At 65.0% G+C, this 17,716-nt stretch carries 14 protein-coding genes; 12 read left to right on the top strand and 2 right to left on the bottom strand.

Annotated elements, in window-relative coordinates; translation table 11 throughout:
• On the top strand, positions 1–2,235 hold the full coding sequence (locus tag AC2CQI_RS26475) for a tetratricopeptide repeat protein (protein ID WP_484578360.1): 2,235 nt from the start codon (positions 1–3) through the stop codon (positions 2,233–2,235).
• 155 nt (positions 2,236–2,390) lie between these two features.
• Here AC2CQI_RS26475 and AC2CQI_RS26470 read toward each other — a convergent pair whose 3' ends face one another.
• On the bottom strand, positions 2,391–3,170 hold the full coding sequence (locus tag AC2CQI_RS26470) for a PAS domain-containing protein (protein ID WP_484580669.1): 780 nt from the start codon (positions 3,168–3,170) through the stop codon (positions 2,391–2,393).
• Positions 3,171–3,617: 447 nt separating this feature from the next.
• Between AC2CQI_RS26470 and AC2CQI_RS26465 the strand changes: the two genes are divergently transcribed.
• The 5 genes from AC2CQI_RS26465 to AC2CQI_RS26445 all read left to right on the top strand — a co-directional run bounded on the left by AC2CQI_RS26465 (position 3,618) and on the right by AC2CQI_RS26445 (position 10,218).
• Entirely contained in the window at positions 3,618–5,240 is a 1,623-nt protein-coding gene (locus tag AC2CQI_RS26465; RefSeq protein ID WP_075806283.1) for an APC family permease, read from the top strand.
• A gap of 61 nt (positions 5,241–5,301) precedes the next feature.
• Positions 5,302–6,228, top strand: a complete 927-nt coding sequence (locus tag AC2CQI_RS26460; protein ID WP_484578359.1) for a 4-hydroxyproline epimerase — start codon at positions 5,302–5,304, stop codon at positions 6,226–6,228.
• Positions 6,229–6,367: 139 nt separating this feature from the next.
• Complete coding sequence (locus AC2CQI_RS26455) at positions 6,368–7,315, top strand: dihydrodipicolinate synthase family protein (RefSeq protein WP_484578358.1); 948 nt, start codon at positions 6,368–6,370, stop codon at positions 7,313–7,315.
• 59 nt (positions 7,316–7,374) lie between these two features.
• Positions 7,375–8,952 carry an aldehyde dehydrogenase (NADP(+)) gene (locus tag AC2CQI_RS26450; RefSeq protein WP_075806286.1) on the top strand — a complete coding sequence of 526 codons (1,578 nt, stop codon included), beginning with the start codon at positions 7,375–7,377 and terminating at the stop codon, positions 8,950–8,952.
• 3 nt (positions 8,953–8,955) lie between these two features.
• Positions 8,956–10,218 carry an NAD(P)/FAD-dependent oxidoreductase gene (locus AC2CQI_RS26445; RefSeq protein WP_484578357.1) on the top strand — a complete coding sequence of 421 codons (1,263 nt, stop codon included), beginning with the start codon at positions 8,956–8,958 and terminating at the stop codon, positions 10,216–10,218.
• Between the two features lie 125 nt (positions 10,219–10,343).
• Here AC2CQI_RS26445 and aphA read toward each other — a convergent pair whose 3' ends face one another.
• Complete coding sequence (gene aphA / locus AC2CQI_RS26440) at positions 10,344–10,985, bottom strand: acid phosphatase AphA (protein ID WP_484578356.1); 642 nt, start codon at positions 10,983–10,985, stop codon at positions 10,344–10,346.
• Positions 10,986–11,251: 266 nt separating this feature from the next.
• Between aphA and AC2CQI_RS26435 the strand changes: the two genes are divergently transcribed.
• From AC2CQI_RS26435 to AC2CQI_RS26410, 6 genes are all read left to right on the top strand, one after another.
• Entirely contained in the window at positions 11,252–11,659 is a 408-nt protein-coding gene (locus tag AC2CQI_RS26435; RefSeq protein ID WP_075806289.1) for an ExbD/TolR family protein, read from the top strand.
• Between the two features lie 3 nt (positions 11,660–11,662).
• A complete protein-coding gene (locus tag AC2CQI_RS26430) occupies positions 11,663–12,427 on the top strand; it encodes an energy transducer TonB family protein (protein WP_484578355.1) in 765 nt (254 codons plus the stop codon).
• Between the two features lie 126 nt (positions 12,428–12,553).
• Positions 12,554–14,854 (top strand): TonB-dependent receptor, encoded by a 2,301-nt coding sequence (locus tag AC2CQI_RS26425; protein WP_484578354.1) that lies wholly within the window; start codon positions 12,554–12,556, stop codon positions 14,852–14,854.
• A 57-nt stretch (positions 14,855–14,911) separates the two neighbouring features.
• Positions 14,912–15,553, top strand: a complete 642-nt coding sequence (locus tag AC2CQI_RS26420) for a MotA/TolQ/ExbB proton channel family protein (protein WP_484578353.1) — start codon at positions 14,912–14,914, stop codon at positions 15,551–15,553.
• 16 nt (positions 15,554–15,569) lie between these two features.
• On the top strand, positions 15,570–17,279 hold the full coding sequence (locus tag AC2CQI_RS26415) for a bifunctional metallophosphatase/5'-nucleotidase (protein WP_484578352.1): 1,710 nt from the start codon (positions 15,570–15,572) through the stop codon (positions 17,277–17,279).
• On the top strand, positions 17,269–17,685 hold the full coding sequence (locus AC2CQI_RS26410) for a cytidine deaminase (RefSeq protein WP_075804574.1): 417 nt from the start codon (positions 17,269–17,271) through the stop codon (positions 17,683–17,685). The genes AC2CQI_RS26415 and AC2CQI_RS26410 overlap by 11 nt, the downstream gene beginning before the upstream one ends.
• The last annotated feature ends 31 nt before the right edge of the window (positions 17,686–17,716 follow it).

Here is a 17,716-nt window from a genome sequence, read left to right as displayed (position 1 = left end):
ATGCCGAAAAAGCCTGATGTGGTCTCGTCTCCACGCCGCCGGAGCGCGCTCTGGCCGGCGCTGGCGGGGCTGTCGCTGCTGGTCGTGGTGGGTGCCTGGTTCGCCCTGGATCGAGGGCCGGCGCCGCTGCCGGTAGCGACGCCGAAGCCCGTGCCGGTGGCAGAATCCAAGCCGCTGCGCCCTGCCCCGCAATTGGTGGACGAGGGCCAGTGCCAGGGCTGCCACAGCCAGCAGGTCGAGCACTGGAAAGGTTCCCACCATCAACTGGCGATGCAGGCGGCCAGCGAGGCCACCGTGCTGGGCAACTTCGCCGATATCACCTTCAAGAGCGATCGCGAGACCACCCGCTTCTTCAAGCGCGACGGTGGTTTCTGGGTCAATACGCCAGGCGCCGACGGCAAGCCGAAGGACTTCCCGGTGGCCTACGCCTTCGGTATCGAACCCTTGCAGCAATACCTGATCGATACCGGTGCCGGACACTTGCAGGCGCTCGGCGTGGCCTGGGATACCGAGAAGAAACAGTGGTTCCACCTGTACCCGGGCCAGGGCGTCGATTTCAGGAATCCACTGCACTGGAGCTCGCCGCAGCAGAACGCCAACTTCATGTGCGTGGAGTGCCACACCACCGGCTTCAAGCGCAATTTCAGCGCCGCCGACAACCGTTTCTCCAGCCAGTGGCACAGCCTCGGCGTCGGCTGCCAGGCCTGCCATGGCCCGGCCTCGGATCACCTGGAATGGGCGACGAAAAAGACCCCGCTGGACCACGCCGGCTTCCAGCAAAGCCTGCTCGGCGGCGACAACCTCAAGGAAGTGGAAACCTGCGCCCGCTGCCATGCGCGTCGCGCACCGCTGGACGATGGCTATGACAACAGCCACCGGCTGATGGATGACTTCCTGCCCAGCCGCCTGACCCGCGAACTGTACGAGCTCGACGGCAAGATCAAGGACGAGGTGTTCGAGTACGGTTCGTTCACCCAGAGCAAGATGTTCGCCAAGGGCGTGCGTTGCAGTAATTGCCATGAGCCCCACAGTACCAAGCTGCGGGCCGAGGGCAACGGGGTCTGCCTGCAATGCCACAACCCGGCGGGCAAGACCGGCGTGGCCGGGGTCGATGGCAGTGGTCTCAAGGCCAGGGACTACCAGACGCCGGAGCACTACAAGGATGTGCCGGGGCAGTCGGGCTCGCAGTGCGTGGATTGCCATATGCCGGGCAAGTTCTACATGGTCAACGACTGGCGGCATGACCATGGCTTCACCATCCCGGCAGCGGCATGGGCGTTGCTGGGCGACAGCCCGACCCAGCGCTACACACAGAGTCTCGAAGCCCTGCGCAGCGGCAAGCCCGGCGCGGCGGCGGCGCTGTTCGAGCAATTGCAACGCAATGACCTGCCGGCGATTCGGCGTGCCACGCTGCTGGCCGAGTTGCCCAACTATCCGAGCCAGCGCGCCCTTGATCTGGCTTCAAGGGATCTGCGCAACGACGGGCCGCAGGTCCGGGTGGCGGCCGTGGAAGCCCTGGCCGCGCTGCTGCCCGCCGAACAGCGGATGCAGCCGCTGGCACCACTGCTCAAGGACCCGATCCGCGCGGTCCGCACCGCCACCGCCTACGCCCTGCTGCCGGCACGCAATGCCGGGCTGGGCGCCGACTTCGACAAGGCCCTGGGCGAATACGAACAGGTGCAGTTGAGCCTGCTGGAGCGGGCTGAGGCCAACGTCAACCTGGCGATGCTCTACCGCGCGACCGGGCGGGTCGATCAGGTCGAACCCTATCTGCGCGCGGCGCTGCTGCGCGACGAAGGCTTCGATCCGGCGCGGGTGGCGCTGATGCAATGGCTGGATGGGCGGGGGCAGCAGGCCGAGGCGCGGCAGTTGCTGGATGACGGGCTGGCGCGGCATCCCGATTCGGCGTTGCTGCAGCACGCCAAGGGGCTGGCGCTGGTGCGTGCCGGGCAGCGGGACGCAGCGCTGAAGGCCCTGCGCAAGGCGGTGGCGCTGGCGCCGGAGAATGCCGGGTTCGGCTATGTGCTGGCGGTGGCGCTGCATGACCAGGGTCAGCGTGGCGCGGCGCTGGAGCAATTGTCGAAGAGCCTGGAACAGCAGCCGTACAACCGCGAGGTGCGGCTGGCGTTGATGCACTACTTGCAACAGGCGGGTGAGGTGGACAAGGCCAATGGGCTGATCGAGGCGTTGCGGGCGATCAATCCGGAGGATCCGATGTTGCGGCCGAGGTCGTGAGTTGTTGGTGTCGCTGATGGCCTCATCGCTGGCAAGCCAGCTCCCACAGGGTCGGCGGCGCATGCGATCCCTGTGGGAGCTGGCTTGCCAGCGATGGGGCCAGACCAGGCACCATCCATGTCACTGCGAGGAACCTTGACCGAGAGCGCGACGCCTCAATCCCCCAACCCCATCGCCCGCCGATACTGCTTCGGGGTAAACCCGGTCAACTGCTTGAACTGCCGGGTAAACGCACTGTGGTCGGTATATCCGCACTGCAACGCCACCTCGGTGATCGGCAGCCCCGTCAGCAATAACCGATGCGCATGCTCCAGGCGCACCTTGTGGATCATCTGCCGGGGCGTGAGGTGGAACACCCGCTTGCAGTAGCGCTCCAGTTGCGCGACGGAAATCCCGGCAATGCGGGTCAGTTCGCTCAGAGGCACCGGACGATGGAAGTTGCTGCGGATGTATTCGTCCACCGCGCCCAGCCGCTCATAGCCCGGATGCCCGGAACTGGCCGATTGCAGGTCGACCGAGACCCCCGCCAGGCCAATGATCTCTCCCACCCGGTTGAACAACGGCCGCTTGTGGGTCAGGCACCAACCCGGCTCCCGCGAGCCATACAAGTGCAGTTCCAGTTGATCTTCCAGCACCCGCCCCTCTTCCAGCACCCGGCGATCCTGGTCGGTATATCCGGGCCCGAACTGCGCCGGAAAGACTTCGGCACTGGTCTTGCCCAATATCGGTTTCAAACTTTTCAGACCACAGCGCTGCACCAGCGCCGCATTGGCCAATAAATAACGGGCCTGCACGTCCTTGATAAAAATCGTGGCATTGGGAATGGCATCGAACAACGGTAATAAGAACGCCAGCCCTGATAACAATTCTTCGATGTTATTGGGCCGGTGCTGCTCGTTGCCCTGGCACAGGATGGCGAATGCATTGGGGTTCACGGGGGCCTCCGGTTCCTGACCGACTGGTAAAAATCCGCTCGCACTGCAAGCCGGCCACCAGCTTGCCGCAGCTGAAGCGACGTGTCGAGCACCGCGCCAGACCTTATGGGACGTGGCCTGCAACGCTTCAGAAATTTCCGAAGAACCTTGTCGAAATTTCCTAACTATGCCGATTTCGTCATGCCTGCTGGAGAAAACCATCAAGCGCCGGGGCGTCGATGAGTTCACTGTATCGGCATTGCCTGAGTCGTCGAATTGCTGTGGCGGATGTCGGGCAAGGCATTGCCGGCGCAGCGCAGTTGCGTCGGCGGGCACGCGGCGAAGTGCTGGAGAAGTGTGTCTCCATCCACCAGGCGCCATGACTCCCGAACAGGGATTCTCAACAAGAAAGAACAGCAACACCGACATTCATTCTGCCTATCCAATAACCCACAAGAAGGCGACCCCATGTCAGGCAAGTTCAAGAAACAACTTTCATTGATAGACCTCACCTTTATCGGACTCGGCGCCATCTTCGGCTCCGGCTGGCTGTTCGCCGCCAGCCATGTGTCCGCCATCGCCGGTCCCGCCGGGATCTTCTCCTGGCTGCTCGGCGGCTTCGCCGTGCTGCTGCTGGGCATCGTCTACTGCGAGCTGGGCGCGGCCTTGCCCCGGGCCGGTGGCGTGGTGCGCTACCCGGTGTATTCCCACGGCCCGCTGCTCGGCTACCTGATGGGCTTCATCACCCTGATCGCCTTCTCCAGCCTGGTCGCCATCGAGGTAGTCGCCGCCCGCCAGTACGCCGCAGCCTGGTTTCCCGACCTGACCAAGGCCGGTTCCAGCGACCCGACCCTGCTCGGCTGGCTGGTGCAGTTCGGCCTGCTGTGCCTGTTCTTCGTGCTGAACTACAACAGCGTGAAGACCTTCGCCAAGTCCAACAACCTGGTCAGCGTGTTCAAGTTCATCGTGCCGTTGCTGGTGATAGGCGTGCTGTTCACCTTCTTCAAGCCGGACAACTTCACCTCCCACGGCTTCGCCCCGTTCGGCCTGTCCGGCGTGGAAATGGCGGTGTCGGCCGGCGGTATCATCTTCGCCTACCTGGGCCTGACCCCGATCATCTCGGTGGCCTCGGAAGTGAAGAACCCGCAACGCACCATCCCCATCGCCCTGATCCTCTCGGTGCTGCTGTCCACCGCCATCTACGCCCTGCTGCAGATCGCCTTCCTCGGCGGCGTGCCCACCGAGATGCTGGCCAACGGCTGGGCCGGGGTGACCAAGGAACTGGCCCTGCCGTATCGCGATATCGCCATCGCCCTGGGCGTCGGCTGGCTGGCCTGGCTGGTGGTGGCCGACGCGGTGATCTCGCCGAGCGGCTGCGGCAACATCTACATGAACGCCACCCCGCGCGTGGTCTATGGCTGGGCCCGCACCGGGACCTTCTTCAGCATCTTCACCCGTATCGACGAGAAATCCGGCATCCCGCGTCCGGCGCTGTGGCTGACCTTCGGCCTGTCGGTGTTCTGGACCCTGCCGTTCCCGTCCTGGGAAGCGCTGATCAACGTGGTCTCCGCCGCGCTGATCCTCAGCTACGCCGTGGCCCCGGTCACCGTCGCCGCCCTGCGCCGCAACGCCCCTGAGCTGGTGCGCCCGTTCAAGGTGAAGCGCATGGGCCTGCTCGGCCCGCTGTCGTTCATCATCGCGGCGCTGATCGTCTACTGGTCCGGCTGGAAAACCGTGTCCTGGCTGCTCAGCCTGCAGATCCTGATGTTCGTCATCTACCTGCTGTGCGGGCGCTTCGTCCCGACCATGCACCTGACCCTGGCCCAGCAAGTGCGCTCCTCGGCCTGGCTGATCGGCTTCTACGCCGTGACCATCCTGCTCTCCTGGCTGGGCAGCTTCGGCGGGATCGGGGTCATCACCCATCCGTTCGATACCGTGGTCGTCGCCCTCAGTGCCCTGGGCATCTACTACTGGGGTGCAGCGACCGGCGTGCCGGCGCACCTGGTGCAACTGGATGCCGAGGACCTCGAAAGCGAAGCCGAACCCCAGCACGTGCCGCACCCGCGCGGCGCCCGTACCCAGATGTCCTGAGCGCGGCGCCTGCTCAACGCTGCGTGAACCACCACAACCACTTCAAGAAGGGGACAGCTTCATGAAACGGATCCATGTGATCGACTCCCACACCGGCGGCGAACCCACGCGTCTGGTCCTCAAGGGCTTCCCTGAGATCACCGGCGCGAGCATGGCGCAGAAACGCGACACGCTGCGCGAACAGCACGATGAATGGCGCCGCGCCTGCCTGCTGGAACCACGGGGCAACGACGTACTGGTCGGCGCGCTGTACTGCGCGCCGGTCTCGGCGGACGCCACCTGTGGAGTGATCTTCTTCAACAATGCCGGCTACCTCGGCATGTGCGGCCACGGCACCATCGGCCTGGTCAACTCGCTGCAGCATCTGGGCCTGATCCAGCCGGGCGAGCACCGGATCGACACGCCAGTGGGAACAGTCAGCGCCACCCTGCATGAGGATGGCCGGGTCACCGTGGGCAACGTGCCGTCGTACCGCTACCGCCAGCAGGTGGAAGTGGCGGTGCCGGGCTACGGCAGCTTCCTCGGCGATGTCGCCTGGGGCGGCAACTGGTTCTTCCTGGTTTCCGAGCATGGCCAGGCGCTGCGCCTGGACAACGTCGAGCGCCTGAGCGACCTGACCTGGAAGATGCTGCGGGCCCTGGAAGCGCAGGGCATCACCGGCGAAGACGGCGCGCCGATCGACCATATCGAACTGTTCGCCGACGACGCCGAGGCCGACAGCCGCAACTTCGTGATGTGCCCGGGCAAGGCCTACGACCGCTCGCCCTGCGGCACCGGCACCAGCGCCAAGCTGGCCTGCCTGGCGGCCGACGGCAAGTTGCAGGCCGGGCAGACCTGGATCCAGGCGAGCATCACCGGCAGCCGCTTCGAAGGACGCTTCGAACAGGACGGCGAGCGGATTCGCCCGTTCATCACCGGACAAGCCTTCATGACCGCCGACAGCACCTTGCTGATCGATGACGCGGATGCGTTTGCCTGGGGTATCTGAGTTGCCCTTTTGATCGCAATCGCTGGCAAGCCAGCTCCCACAGGTCCAGCAGCGCACACAAGACCCTGTGGGAGCTGGCTTGCCAGCGATGAGGCCCTCAAGCCCACCCCCTAACTGAAAAAACCAAAGGACCACCACCATGACCAGCAACATCTTCACCGGTACCATCCCCGCCCTGATGACCCCTTGCACCCAGGACCGCAAGCCCGACTTCGACGCCCTGGTGCGCAAGGCCAAGGAACTGATCGAGACCGGCATGAGCGCCGTGGTCTATTGCGGCTCCATGGGCGACTGGCCGCTGCTGACCGAGGCCGAGCGCCAGGAAGGCGTGGCCCGCCTGGTCGCCGCCGGCGTGCCGACCATCGTCGGCACCGGCGCCGTCAACAGCCGGGAAGCGGTGTCCCATGCCGCCCACGCCGCCCGGGTCGGCGCCCACGGCCTGATGGTCATCCCCCGGGTACTGTCGCGCGGCGCCTCGCCGGCCGCCCAGGAAGCTCACTTCGCCGCCATCCTCGACGCCGCGCCGAACCTGCCGGCCGTGATCTACAACAGCCCGTACTACGGCTTCGCCACCCGCGCCGAACTGTTCTTCAAGCTGCGCCGCAAGTACACCAGCCTGATCGGCTTCAAGGAATTCGGCGGTGCCGCCGACATGCGCTATGCCGCCGAGCACATCACCTCCCAGGATGAGAACGTGGTCCTGATGGCCGGTGTCGACACCCAGGTGGTCCACGGCTTCGTCAACTGCGGCGCCACCGGCGCCATCACCGGGATCGGCAACGCCCTGCCGCGGGAAATCCTCCTGCTGGTCGAGCTGAGCAAAAAAGCCGCCAAGGGCGACGCCGCTGCGCGCAGCCGCGCGCTGGAGCTGTCCGAGGCCCTGCAGGTGCTGTCGTCCTTCGACGAAGGCTGCGACCTGGTGCTGTATTACAAGTACCTGATGGTCCTCAACGGCGACCTGGAATACACCCTGCACTTCAACGAAACCGACGTGCTCAGCGACGCCCAGCGCAATTATGCGAAGACCCAGTACGACCTGTTCCGCCAGTGGTTCGCCACCTGGTCGAGCGCGCACAACCTGGTCTGATCCCCGCTGTTTTGCCGGCGGCACGCCGCCGGCCCCGAATTCTTTTTCCAGGAGGCGCCATGACCCTGACAGGCAAAATGCTCATCGGCCAACAGGCCGTAACCGGTAGCCGCGAAGCCATCCGTGCGGTCGACCCGAGCACCAACCAAGCGCTGGATCCGGTCTATCCGGGCGGCACCCTCGTGCAGGTGGAACAGGCCTGCGCCCTGGCCTGGGCAGCCTTCGACCGGTTCCGCGAAACCTCGCTGGAAGCCCGCGCGCGCTTCCTCGAAGCCATCGCCGAGCAGATCGAAGCCCTCGGCGATACCCTGATCGACCGCGCCGTGGCCGAAAGCGGCCTGCCGCGCGCGCGCATCCAGGGCGAACGCGGTCGCACCTGCGGCCAGTTGCGCACCTTCGCCCGCACAGTGCGCGCCGGTGAATGGCTCGACGTGCGCGTCGACAACGCCCAGCCACAACGCCAGCCCCTGCCCCGCGCCGACCTGCGCCAGCGCCAGGTGCCGCTGGGCCCGGTGGCGGTGTTCGGCGCCAGCAACTTCCCCCTGGCCTTCTCCGTGGCCGGCGGCGATACCGCCTCGGCCCTGGCCGCCGGCTGCCCGGTGGTGGTCAAGGCCCACGGCGCCCACCCCGGCACCAGCGAACTGGTTGGCCAGGCCGTGGCCCGCGCGGTGCAATTGTGCGACCTGCCGGAAGGGGTGTTCTCCCTGCTCTACGGCTCCGGCCGTGAAGTGGGCATCGCCCTGGTCTGCGACGAACGCATCAAGGCCGTCGGTTTCACCGGCTCGCGCAGCGGCGGCATCGCCCTGTGCCAGGCGGCGCAGGCCCGCTCCGAGCCGATCCCGGTGTACGCCGAAATGAGCTCGATCAACCCGGTGTTCCTCTTCCCGGCAGCCCTGGGCGCCCGCGGCGAAGCGCTGGCGCAAGGCTTCGTCGCCTCGCTGAACCAGGGCGCCGGACAATTCTGCACCAACCCCGGGCTGGTCATCGCCCGCCAGGGGCCGGACCTTGACCGCTTCATCGCCAATGCCGCCCAGCACATCTGGCAGAGCCCGGCACAGACCATGCTCACCCCGGGCATCTACAGCGCCTACCGCAACGGCATCGAAACACTGGCGGCCAACCCGAACGCCGAAACTGCTGCCGCCGGCAAGCCCAGCGACGGCCCGAACCAGTGCCAGACCCATCTGTTCGTCAGCACCGCGCGGGACTTTCTCGGCGACCCGAGCCTGCAGGCCGAAGTCTTCGGCGCGTCCTCGCTGGTGGTCACCTGCGAGGACGAGGCCGAGATCCGCGAGGTCGCCGAGCACCTGGAAGGCCAGTTGACCGCCACCCTGCACCTGGATGATGCCGACCTCGACCAGGCCCGCGCCCTGCTTCCGGTGCTGGAGCGCAAGGCCGGACGCCTGCTGGTCAACGGCTGGCCGACCGGGGTGGAAGTCTGCGATGCGATGGTCCATGGCGGTCCGTTCCCGGCCACCACCGACCCGCGTAGCACCTCGGTGGGTACTGCGGCGATCCAGCGCTTCCTGCGCCCGGTGTGCTACCAGGACTTCCCCGACAGCCTGCTGCCGACGGCCCTGCAACACGGCAACCCGCTGCACCTGCGGCGGCTGCTCGATGGCCAGAGAGAAGCCTGAAACATGCTCACGACCTTCCCTTCCAGTGACCTGGATATCGCCGTGATCGGCGCCGGCATCGTCGGCGTCGCCTGTGCCCTGCAGTTGGCAAGACAAGGGCAACGCGTGGTGCTGCTGGACCGCCAGGCACCGGGCATGGGCGCCTCGTTCGGCAATGCCGGGCACCTGGCCACCGAGCAGGTGTTTCCCATCGCCGACCTGTCGATCCTCAAGCGCTTGCCGGCGATGCTGATGGACCCCATGGGCCCGCTGCGCCTGGACTGGAAATACCTGCCCAGGGCCATGCCGTGGTTCGTCCGCCTGTTGCTCAACCTGCGTTCGAATCCGTTTCGCCGCAGCGTGGCCGGGATTCGCGCGCTGAACGAGGCCAGCCTCGGCGCCTGGCGGCGCGTGCTGGGTTCGCTGGGGCGCAGTGAAATGCTGCAGGAGGACGGCTCGCTGCTGGTCTACGAAAAACCGGAATCCGCGCCGGCCCTCGACGCCCTGCAAGCGCGCATGCTGGCGCAGAACGTTCCGGTGCAACGCTGGCAGGCGGATGCCGTGCGCCAGGCGGCGCCGCAACTGAGCGAGCATTTGCAGGGCGGACTGTTCTTCCCGGCCACCGGGCATTTTCTCGATCCGCATGAGGCGGTGACGGCGTTGTACGACGCGGCGCTGGCCGCGGGTGTGCGCTTCGTTCAGCGGGAGGTGCAGGGTGCGCGGTTGAAGGCCGACAGCGTCACCCTCGCCACCGACCAGGGCGAGCTGGATGTGCCACGGGTACTGGTCACCTGCGGCGCGCATTCGGCGCGATTGACCGAGGCGCTGACCGGCACGCGAGTGCCGCTGGATACCGAGCGTGGCTATCACCTGATGCTGCCCCATGAGCACCGGCGTTTGCCGTTCGCGGTCACCTCGCTGGAGCGCAAGTTCATCATGACGCCGATGTCCGGAGGCTTGCGCCTGGCGGGTACGGTGGAGTTCGCCGGGCTGGAGCGGCCGGCGAACATGGCCCGGGCCTGGCAGTTGCAGAAGCTCAGCAAGGGGCTGTTCAAGCAGGAACTGGATGCCCGCGATGCCACGCCGTGGATGGGCTTCAGGCCATCGCTGCCGGACTCGTTGCCGGTGATCGACCGGGTCTGTGACGGGCGGGTGCTGTTGGCCTTCGGGCACCAGCACCTGGGGCTGACCCAGGCGGCGGTGACGGCGGAGATGATCGGTGGCTTGATGGGGTCTGGGGTGGAGGGATTGCCTGACCTCGAGCCCTACCGACTGGATCGTTTCTGAGGTGTTCTTGAGGGCCTCATCGCTGGCAAGCCAGCTCCCACAGGTTTCGCGGCGCACACAGAACCTGTGGGAGCTGGCTTGCCAGCGATAGGGCCATCAGCAACAACAGTGATCTGCTGCCTGACTCAGTGCATCGAATCCCGCAAAACCTCCTCCCCCAACCCGCCATTCACCGGCAGCGGCAAATTGGTCGAATTGCTAGCCCGCATCACCCGCACCGGCCTGGCCCCCGCTTCCCTGGCCGAACTGATATCGGTATCCGAATCCCCGTAATACACCTTCAGCCCCAGCTCACGGATAAACCGCGCCTTCTCCGGCCCGGAAGTGAACACCACCGGCTGCATGTCCTTGATGGCGAAGGTCTGCTGCAGGATCGCAGTCAGTTGCTCGCCCTCGGTCCTGGGCCGCGCCGTAATGAAATACACCTTGTCCCCGCGCCGCTGATGCTCGGCGATCAACGCCCGCGCCACATCCTTGGGAATCGAGTAGCGATCACACCCGGCATTGGTCTCGGTCCAGAACGTCATATTCTTCAGGTAGTCATTGCTGCCCGGCGAATACTTCTGCTGGCCCTCGTAGAAGCATGGGCTGGAATACAGCACGGTGTCGTCGATATCGAAACCCACCGCCATCGGCGCTTCCCTGGCCAGCGAAGCGGAAAGCTGCTCGACGCTGATCCAGTGCACCTCGGGCTGCTGCGCCGGGCGCGAACAACCCAGCAGGGAAACGGCCAGCACGGCCGCCAGGGTGTAACGGGAAATACCCACGGAAACCTCCAGACTGAAAGACGCGAACCTTCATACCTGACAGCAATGTCAATTATGTTTCAGCCTCTGACCGCCCAGTCACCTACTGACGAAACCCTTGATTAATCGGCAGCACACCAGTGCACCCCTGGAATTTCATCTGGCATTTCGCCACTTAATCAAAATGTAACTTTCTGCCCATAGTTTGTTCCTGACATCAGTGACAGCTTTCGGAAATTCCGTGACGGGGCTCTCACAATCCAGGAAATCGTGGGAGAGCCACCGCAATGCGCAGTTGGGAAGAACCGAAGAAAAAACGCCTGCACATCGAGATCATTCCGATGATCGACGTGATGATGTTCCTGCTGGTGTTTTTCGTGCTGATCAGCCTGAACGTGATTCCGGCGCTGGGCATCAAGACCCAGTTGCCCGGCGCCGCCCATGCCCAGCAACTCAAGCCGCAGAACAAGGCGGTGATCACCCTGGGCCTGAACGACCGCCTGCAACTGGACGGCCAGGACCTGCCTGAAGACGAAATGGTCCGTCAGCTCAAATCCCTGGAGAACAGCAGCGAGAAGCTGGTGATCATCCTCAACAGCGACCAGGACGTGGAAGTGGGTCGGCTCGTGGCAGTGATGGACCTGCTCAAGAGCAATGGCTTCTCTTCCGTCTCCATCGCTACGCGCAAGTTGTAAGTCATGTCGGCCCTGTTCAAATCGCGAAAATTCCTCGCGTGCCTGCCGGCGATCTGTTTGTTGGCGGTGGCCGTTCAGAGCGCCTTGAAGGCGGAGCTGAAGATCACCCCGAAGTACGACGAAAGCACTGTCGAGGTGGCGTTGATCGATCCGGCTGATCTGCAGCCGGAACCGCCACCTCCCCCGCCTCCACCACCGGAACCCGAGCCCGAGCCCGTCCCCCTACCGGAACCGGACCCGGAGCCAGTGGTTGAGATACCGGAGCCGCCGCCCAAGCCCAAGCCACCTGCGCCGAAGCCGCCGCCTCCGAAACCCAAGCCACAAGTCGTGGCAAAACCGGCGCCCACCCCAGCGCCACCCCAGCCGGTCACCCCACCGGCAGCGAGCAAGCCGGCCCCTGCGCCGGTCGCCGCGAAGCCCGCACCGCCACCACCCCCGGCGGCCCCCGCGGTCAACGTGGCCGCACTGGAGAGCGGCTATATCGCCGCCCTGCATGCGGAGCTGGAGAAGTACAAGCAATACCCGCGGGGCCGCGAGGCCTCGCTGCAACGCCCGGAAGGCAACGTCGTGGTCTGGCTGTTGATCGACCGGGGAGGACGCGTGCTCGACTCAGGGATCGAGAAGAAGGCGACGAACATGCTGCTGAACAAGGCAGCGCAAACCAGTTTGCGCCGGATCGAGCAAGTAAGGCCTTTCCCCGATGCGGTTTTCGAGGGCAGGGATAAGTACCGTTTTATCGCGACGCTTGTTTACAACATAGAAAACTAGGTTCCACCGAAGTTGCCCACCGACACCCCGCCCCTGGTGTCGCGTGGGCGGCTGCCCGCGAGAACCTGGAACACCGGTCTTCGACAAAAAACTTAATCGCACATTTCTAATTGGGAGGGACGCTCGGTGAAACTCGATAAGCTGTTCGTCATGATGTTGGCTGTAGGTTGCGGCAGTTGGACGGCTTCGGCCCTGGCAGAAGATTCCGTGGATATCGGTCACGTCAAGGTGACCGGCCAGACCGTCGGCAACGGCCAGATGGTCCAGGAGGAAGCCGCCAAGTCACGCTCCACCGTGACCAAGGAAGCCCTGGACAAGATGTCGCCGACCGGCAACGGCATCGACAAGTTGAAGTACACCCCCGGCATCAACGTTTCCAGCGACGACAGCAGCGGCCTGTCCGGTTTCAACTTCACCATGCGCGGGATGAAGTCCGACCAGATCGGCATGACCATGGACGGCATCCCGATCAACGACTCGGGCAACTACGAGGTCTACCCGAACCTGCTCGGCGACCCGGAAAACCTCGAGGAAGTTTTCGTCACCCAGGGTTCCTCCGAACTGGACGCCCCGCATATCGGTTCCAGCGGCGGCAACATCGGCCTGGTCTCGGTGAAACCGACCAAGGACGCCGGCGCGTTCTTCAAGCAGACCATCGGCAGCAATAACCTGACCAAGACTTTCGTCCGTCTCAATACCGGCGAATACAACGGCCTGAGCAACTACATTTCCGCGTCGAAAACCAACAGCGACAAGTGGAAAGGCAAGGGCGACCTGGATGCCGAGAAGTTTGAACTGAACAGCCTGTTCAAGTTCGGCGAAGGCAACTCGATCCAGGGCATCGTCAAGTACCACAAGCAGGAAAACTACAACTACGTTTCCCCGAGTCTGGCGCAGTACAAGTCGGACCACGACTACGACTTCCCCAACGAGCCGACCTACAACCCGACCACGGGCAAGCTGACCACCGCCAGCTACAAGACCAGCGTCAACCCGTTCGAGACCGTGACCGCCTCGGTGACCAGCCGCTGGCAACTGCGCGACGACCTGCAACTGACCGTCGCCCCGTACTACTACTGGGCCAACGGCGGCAGCTACCGTGCCTTCGGTTCGCCGGCCACCCTCACCCGCACCACCAACAGCTCCGGCAACTACGACCTGAGCAACCTGAAGACCACCGCCCAGTACAACGCCGACGGTGATCCGGTCAGCGGCCGCTACTACCGTCCGTCCTGGACCGAAACCTGGCGTCCGGGCGTCAACACCAAGCTGACCTGGGCCTTCAACGACGAGCACACCATCGACTTCGGCTATTGGTACGAGCGCGCCCGCCAGCGCCAGACCCAGCCGTTCGTATCCCTCGAAGCCGACGGCAGCCCGACGGACATCTGGGCCAACTACGAAGGCTCCAACCAGGCGCGCGACGCTAACGGCAACGTGATCCAGGGCCGCAACTACTTCACCATCACCCCGGTGCACAAGCTGTTCGTCCAGGACACCTGGAGCGCCACCCCTGACCTGACCCTGACGGCGGGCCTTGCCTACGAGCACTCCCAGCGTGACGGCGACATGAAGGCCAGCCTCTACGACACCCCGGAGAAGCGCAACAAGACCTACCGCGAATTCCTCCCGAGCTTCAACGCGCGCTACCAGATCAACGAAGAGAACCAGGCGTTCTACAACGTCACCCGCAACATGCGCACGCCGCCGAACTACGTGCTCTACAACACCGGCGACTCGATCAGCCTCAAGCCCGAGCTGAGCTGGAACCAGGAACTCGGCTGGCGCTATGCGACCGACGACATGGCCCTGTCGGCCACCCTGTTCTACCTCAAGTTCAAGGATCGCCAGGTCTCCAGCCGTGACGAAGTCACCGGTGACTACCTGATGCTCAACGTCGGTGAAGTCGAGAACCGCGGTGTCGAGCTGGAGTTCAGCGGCCTGCTGCCGCACAACTTCAACTACTACGCCTCGTACACCTACACCGAAGCCGAGCAGCAGAACGACACGCTCTACTACGGCGTCAACGTACCGACCAAGGGCAAGCAGATCGCCGGCGTGCCGAAGAACATGTTCAACCTGAGCCTGGGCTACGACGACGGGCGCTTCTACGGCAACGTCATCGGCAAGTTCGTCGACAACCAGTACGGCGACCTGACCAACGACCAGAGCATCCCGCACTACACCACCGTGGACATGAACGTCGGCTACCGCCTGCCGGTGAACAAGAACTACATGAAGGACGCCACCGTGCGCCTGTCGCTGAACAACGTGTTCAACCGCCAGTACCTCTCCGGCGTGCAGACCACGGTGTTCAACTCGGTGCGCTACAACGGCAGCGGTTCCGCCTTCGCCGGCGCGCAAACGCCGTACTACACCATCGGCGAAGAGCAGACCGTCGCGCTCTCCGTGGAAGCCAACTTCTAAACCCTGCCCCGTGGCCGACCTCGCGTCGGTCACGGGCACGCCTTGAGGTCACCCAGCATGAACATGGACCTGCTTCACGACATCACCTTCTACATCATGTACGGCTCTGCCGCCCTGGCCGCCTTCGTGGTGGTCGAGCGGGGAATCTTCTTCGCCTACAACCTGCGCAAGGCCCGTGGCCTGGAAAGCGCCCTGCACAAGAAAGTCCGCCACTTCGACGAACTGCCCGCCGAGCTGCGCCAGCGCGACAGCCTGCCCCTCGACCTGCTGCGCCAGCTGTTCGACGGCCGTAGCCAGGTGCACTCGCACAACGAACTGGAAGACCTTGGCCAGGCCATCTACATCTCCATGCGCGGCAAGCTGTCCCATGGCCTGTGGATCCTCGAAGCCGTGGTTGCCGGCGCGCCGCTGCTCGGCCTGCTGGGCACCATCCTCGGCATCATCGACACCTTCAAGGCCCTTGCCGAAGCCGGCGTTTCCGACCCGGGCGAAGTCTCCCGCGGCATCGGTACCGCGCTATACGCCACGGCCCTGGGTATCGCCATCGCCCTGGTCGGCCTGGTGTTCAACAACCACCTGCAGGACCGCCTGGAACTGATCAACGACCACCTGAAGATGCTGCTCCTGCGTGCCGGCATGGGGACTCCGTTCGCCAGCAAACCGGTCGCCGCCACCGCCACCAACCTGCAAACCGCCTGACGGGCCGGGGTTCTTCATGTCGTCTTTCGCGCTACGCCCTTTGTCCCTGCTGCTGGCCGCGACGCTCCTGGCCAGCGGCTGCCAGAAAGCCGCCGAGCCGGTGCAGGTGAACATCGCCGCCCTCAACGACTTCCACGGCAACCTGCTGGCCAGTCCGTTCCAGTACCAGGACGCCGCCGGTGCAGAGGTCAAGCTCAAGGCCGGCGGCCTTGGCCCGCTCAGCGGCGCCCTGGCCGAACTGCGCAAGCAGGACCCGCAACTGCTGCTGATCGGCGCGGGCGACATGGTCGGTGGCAGCCCGCCGATTTCCTCGATGTGGGCCGATGAGCCGAGCCTCGAGGCACTCAACCTGCTCGGCCTGAAATTCTCCGTGGTCGGCAACCATGAGCTGGACCACGGCCAGGGCGAGCTGCTGCGCCAGGTCAATGGCGGCTGCCAGTCCGAGCGCGCCGACAAGGCCTGCCAGTTCGACAAGGACTTCAAGGGCGCCGGCTTCCCCTATATCTCCGCCAACCTGATGGACAAGCAGAGCGGCAAACCGGTGTTCGCCGGCTACCGCATCGAGCAGGCCCATGGCGCGAAGATCGCCTTCGTCGGCGCGACCCTGCGCAACGTCGGCAGCTATGTCAGCGCCAAGAGCATGGAAGGCCTGACCACCGTCGACGAAGCCGACGCGATCAATGCCCTGCTCCCCGAGCTGAAAAAGCAGAACGTCGACGCGGTCGTCGCAGTGATCCACCAGGGCGGCAAGACCAGCGAGCGCTTCGACCAGCAGGACTGCAGCCAGCTCAGCGGCGATGTGGTCGAAGTGGCCACGCGTCTCGACCCGCAGATCAAGGTGGTGGTCACCGCCCACACCCACGAAGGCTACCTGTGCCGCCTCGGCGACAAGCTGGTGACCCAGGGCGCCTCCTTCGGCCGCCTGCTGACCCAACTAACCCTGACCGTGGACACCGACAAGCACCAGTTGCTCGACGTGAAGGCCCACAACCTGGTGATCGACGCGCAGCGCTACAGCGCCAGCCCGGACGTCGCCCCGCTGCTGGCGGAAGTCGAAAGCCGCAGCCAGGCCCTGCTAGGCAAGCCGATCGCCCGCCTCGCCGCCCGCGAAGTACTGCGCACCGTCAACGAGGCCGGCGAATCGCCGATGGGCGACCTCATCGCCGACTCGCAACTGGCCGCCACCCGCGCCCTCGGCGCGCAGATCGCCCTGATGAACCAGGGCGGCATGCGCATGGACATCACCCTCGACGAGGGCCAGGAGCAGGTCAACTACGGCCAGGTCGCCACGGTGCAGCCGTTCAACAACAGCCTGACCCTGCTGACCCTGACCGGCGCGCAACTGCGCGAGCTGCTGGAACAGCAATGGCAGGACGGCGGCATGGGCTTCTACCCGCTGCAACCGTCTGCCTCCCTCACCTACCGCTATGACGACAGCCGCCCGAAAGGCCAGCGGGTGATCGCCGACAGCCTGCTGGTCGATGACCAGCCGGTGCAGGACGCCCAGGACTACCGCCTGGCCCTGAACAGCTTCCTCGCCGAAGGTGGCGACAACTTCAGCGTGCTCAAGCAGGCCCGCGACCGCCTCGACACCGGGATCAACGACCTCGAATCGATGATCACCTACCTCCAGGAACGCGACCGCGCAGGCCAGCCCGTGGGCTTCGCCGAGGCGCAGCAACGCATCCAGAAAATCAGCCCGGAGGTCGCGAGCAATGCACCCTGAAGACTGGCAAGCCCTGCACGACCGCCTGCTGCCGGAGGCCATTGCCGCCGCCGCCAGCGCCTGGTGCCCGCACTCGGAATTCCCGGTGGGCGCTGCCCTGCTCACCGCCGACGACCGCGTCATCCGTGGCTGTAACGTGGAGAACGTATCGTTCGGCCTGACCAACTGCGCCGAGCGCAGCGCGCTGTTCAGCGCCATCAGTCAGGGCCTGGCCGCCGGCAGCTTCAAGGGGATGCTGGTGTATGCGCCCAAGGTCCCGGTGATCTCGCCGTGCGGTGCCTGCCGCCAGGTGATGCTGGAACTGATGGCGCTGGACTGCCCGGTGATCTGCGTCGGCCATGACCCGGCCGCGACCCGTCACTGGACCGTCGGCAAGCTGCTGCCTGGCGCCTTCTGCGAATTTTGATGGCAAACGCCCGACCGACCGGAGACGTCGG

The sequence above is a fragment of the Pseudomonas sp. P2S-1 genome, from assembly GCF_057197725.1.
Note: the sequence above shows the minus strand (reverse complement) of the source record. Positions and strands in the feature narration are given on the sequence as shown.